Source organism: Coleofasciculus sp. FACHB-712, assembly GCF_014695635.1.
Lineage (GTDB): Bacteria > Cyanobacteriota > Cyanobacteriia > Cyanobacteriales > FACHB-T130 > FACHB-T130.
Genome location: NZ_JACJOQ010000544.1, coordinates 1 through 4195, shown reverse-complemented (window position 1 = coordinate 4195; position 4195 = coordinate 1). Strand labels below are relative to the sequence as shown.

Annotated in this window: 2 pseudogenes; one reads left to right on the top strand and one right to left on the bottom strand. The window is 45.1% G+C overall.

Annotated features, from left to right (window positions below):
• Positions 1 to 472 (bottom strand): annotated as a pseudogene (locus H6F50_RS19030) (anthranilate phosphoribosyltransferase); the annotation flags it as partial.
• Between the two features lie 1240 nt (positions 473 to 1712).
• Here H6F50_RS19030 and H6F50_RS19025 point away from each other — a divergent pair.
• Positions 1713 to 4195 (top strand): annotated as a pseudogene (locus H6F50_RS19025) (PAS domain S-box protein); the annotation flags it as partial.

Genomic DNA, 4195 nt, shown 5'->3' with positions numbered 1-4195 from the left:
CATCCGCCGATCCAACTTTGCTCGAAGCCGAGCGATTGCCATGTTTGGCAACTGAGACGCCAGCAGCAGCGGCTACAAAGGCAACAGCGGTAGAGATATTAAAGGTTGATGCCCCATCTCCACCAGTTCCACAGGTGTCAATGACTGGAGTGAGGATGGGGGACTGTGGGCGCTTCGCCTTCTCGGCGAGTGGGCTGAGTGGGGAGGATTGAGACTGCAACACCTGAGCCATCCCAGCGAGTTCGTCTGCCGAAACCCCCTTTGCTTGCAGGGCGGCTAAAATTGCCCCCGATAGCACTGGTGGAATTTCCTCGTTTAACCATGCCTGCATGAGAGAGGCGGCTTGGTCATGAGGCAGGGATTGCCGATCGAGTAGCTGTTGTAGCAGGTTAGGCCAAATGGATGTGTCGGTAGAAGCGATCGCTCCTGTCGTCCCAGCATCTTGGCTTATCAGTGAAGGAGTATTAGTCATTGACAGGTCTGGGTGCAGCGCACTCAGTTCAGAGGCATTTTGCAAAAGCTTATCGGATCGCCAAGCTCTCTAGCAACGTCCTGCACGCTTCTATGTCGTAATTTTCCTGAGATCGCACAATAGGTTTTTGATAAATATTAAGATTCAGCTATTTTGCTGATTCCAATTAGACCCTTTTAGTTTGATGATTTTAAATATTCATACTTGTCATTATCAGTATCACCCTATCTGTTAACTTTATTTGTGCGTAGGTATACATCGTTAATTCGCTTCATCAAAACTTTATATTACTAACTTTTTATAAATAAACGAAGCTTCTCAGGCAAAAATGAGTATTTTACGAATTGCCTAAATTAATGGTAGTTACGGAGGTTTTCTGTTGATGCAGTCTTTCAAGCCAAAAGTGTCTGAAGAGGAAATAAAATTAGATCCTGTATTTGTTCCGGAAAACCATTCTAAAAGACCTCCGAATAATTGGCTAAAACAGCTAATCCGTCGCTTAAGTATCCGGCAGAAAATTGGTTATGGATATGCAGTTGCCATTGGAATAGCAACTTTGGGGGCGAGTGCAGGGCTGCTCGTTGGCGAATATTACCAGCGACAGATGTCCCAGCAACTCAAATATGCACAGCAAGAAGCTTATCTTTTGAGTAGTTTGAAAATTGCTGTACTAGAAGCAAGAAACCAGCAGCAACAGTTAATTTATCAGTTAAGAAAACCAAAAGAGTTTCACAGCGAAGTTTTGCGCTTAGTAGAGAAAATTGAAAAGGTTGAAAAACTTTATTCACAAGTAAAATTATTTGGTAATGAATCTCAATTATTCAAGCATTCAGCTCAAGAGATTGCAGAAGTCGAAAATTGGTTGAAAACTTACGACGGAACTGTAGAAGTTTATAGCCAAAACCTAAATGTAATCTTAAAGAAAATTGATAAAGATGGTGGGTTGCAGCCTGAAACAGTTCTAATAATCCAAAATTCCTTGCTGAATTTTACCAATACTCAGGAGGCGCTTAAGTTTGATAGTCTCTCAGATGATTTAACAAAATTGATTGAGGTTGCTAATCACGATGAGGAAGAAACAGCGATCGCTTTACAGCAGGTAGAGAAACTGCGAATCCAGATAATTGTTACCAGTATGTTGCTGTCAATTGCGATCGCCGCGATAATCGCCCGCTATTCCAGTCGAGCGATCGCGCATCCTCTGGAAACTGCAACTCAAATTGCTCAGCAAGTTACCGAACAAGCAAATTTTACTCTCCAGGCACCCGTAATCACCGAGGATGAAGTTGGACGCCTGACAACCTCCCTCAACCAGCTAATCCGCAGCGTCGGCACCTACACCCAGGAACTGAAGCAAACCCAAGCACAGCTTCATCGCTTCTTCAACCTTTCATTCGATATGCTTTGTGTCGTCGGGTTTGACGGCTATTTTAAGCAGATAAACCCAGCTTTTGAAACAACACTTGGCTACACTGGCGAAGAAATTTTAGCAAAGCCATTGTTGAATTTTATTCATTCTGAAGATCGAGCAACCAGCATTGCTGAGGCAAGGAAACTTGCTAGCGGAGTCATGGTTAGCTCCTTTATAAACCGCTACGGCTGTAAAGACGGTTCCTATAAATGGCTGGAGTGGACGTGCGTCCCCTTTGCTCCAGAAGGTTTAATCTATGCGGTTGCCCGTGACATTAGCGATCGCATACACGCCGAAACAGCACGGCAGGAAAGCGAGCAGCAATTCAGAGCTTTGGTTGCTAATATTCCAGGTGCCATCTATCGGTGTAGCTGCGATGACGACTGGAAGATGGAGTTTATCAGCGATGCGATCGCAGAAATTTCTGGTTATCCGCCTGGAGACTTTATTCACAATCAAGTTCGCAGTTTTGCCAGTATTATTCATCCTGAAGATACCGCGATAGTGGACAGGCTTATCCAGGAGGCTGTGCAGAAAAAACAGCCTTTTATCATTGAGTACCGAATCATTCGAGCCGATGGAAGTATCCGATGGGTCTACGAGAAAGGTCAGAGCATATTCAATTCCACCGGAGAGCTTCTGTGTCTAGACGGGGCAATCTTTGATATTAGCGATCGCAAGCAAACAGAAGAGGCATTACACTCATCAAACCGGCGAGTCTTCAAGGTTCTTGAAAGCATCACGGATGCCTTTTATGCCCTCAACCATCAGTGGCAGTTCACCTATATCAACAAGCAAGCAGAGCTACTTTTACAGAGAACCCGGTCAGAACTTCTGGGCAATAATATTTGGGATCGGTTTCCCGCTGCAATTGGTTCAAATTTTTACAATCAATATCACCAGAGTGTTGCTGAACAAGTCTCTATCACGTTTGAAGAATTTTACCCAGCTCTCGATATCTGGGTTGAAGTCCGTGCCTACCCCAGTGAAGAGGGGCTTTCTGTCTACTTCCACGACATCACTGAGCGGAAAGCTGCTGAAAAAGCCCTGGCAGAGCGAGCCAGACTAGCCGCATTTCGTGCTGATATTGGATCTGCCCTCACCCAAAGCGACACTTTACAAGGTATCCTGCAACGCTGCGTCTTGGCTGTGGTTAAACACCTAGATGCAGCATTCGCCCGCATTTGGATGCTCAATGTTGAGGAGAACGTACTGGAGCTGCAAGCTAGTGCAGGGATATACACTCACCTAAACGGGAACCATCGCCGCGTGAAAGTCGGACAATTCAAAATTGGTCTGATTGCTCAAGAGCGAAAACCACACTTAACGAATTCTGTCCTCGACGATCCTCGTGTTAGCGATAAAGATTGGGCGAAGCGAGAGGGAATGGTTGCTTTTGCTGGCTATCCCTTAACAATCGAAGGTCAGCTCGTAGGGGTGATTGCCATGTTTACCCGCCATACCTTGAGCGAATCTATTTTCAAGGCGCTAGAATTTGCCGCCGATGAAATTGCCATAGGGATTAAACGCAAGCAGGCAGAGGAAGCACTCCAAAAATCGCTCAAAGATTTGTCTGACGTCAAATTTGCCTTAGATCAGGCGGCGATTGTTGCTATTACCGATCGAAGAGGAATGATTAACTATGTCAACGATAAATTTTGTGAAATATCCAAATATTCCCCAAAAGAACTGATAGGACAAGACCATCGAATTCTTAATTCTGTTTATCATCCACAAGAATTTTTTAGCAAGCTTTGGTCAACAATTTCTAGCGGCAAGGTTTGGAGAGGTCAAATTAAGAACAGAGCTAAAGATGAAACTTATTACTGGGTTGATACTGCCATCGTTCCTGTTCTGGACGAGCGAGGAAATCCTTTCCAGTATTTAGCAATCTGCTCCGACATCACCGATCGCAAAGCCGCTGAGGAAGCGTTGCGGCTATCGGAAGCCCGGTTCCGAGAACTGGCGGCTCAAGAAGAACTTTTCAATCATTTAGCTAGCCAGATCCGTAACTCTTTAGAACTAGATACCATTCTAGAGACGGCTGTTCATGAAATCTATCATCGGTTGCACCTAGATACGTGCATCTTTTCCTGGTACCGTCCTGACATGGAGCCTGTTAGCTGGGAAGCGGTAAAGGAAGCCAAAAAGACCGATCTTCGTAGTTGGGTGGGTTTTTTCCCGGATGAAGCCTTTGGCGCATTTACTGAGAAAATCCTGCGCCAAGAAATTGTTCGCGTCGATGATGTCAAGACTCTAAACAACGATCTGCCGTTACAGCAGCTGTTATTGACAACGGGTGCGGCTTCTGT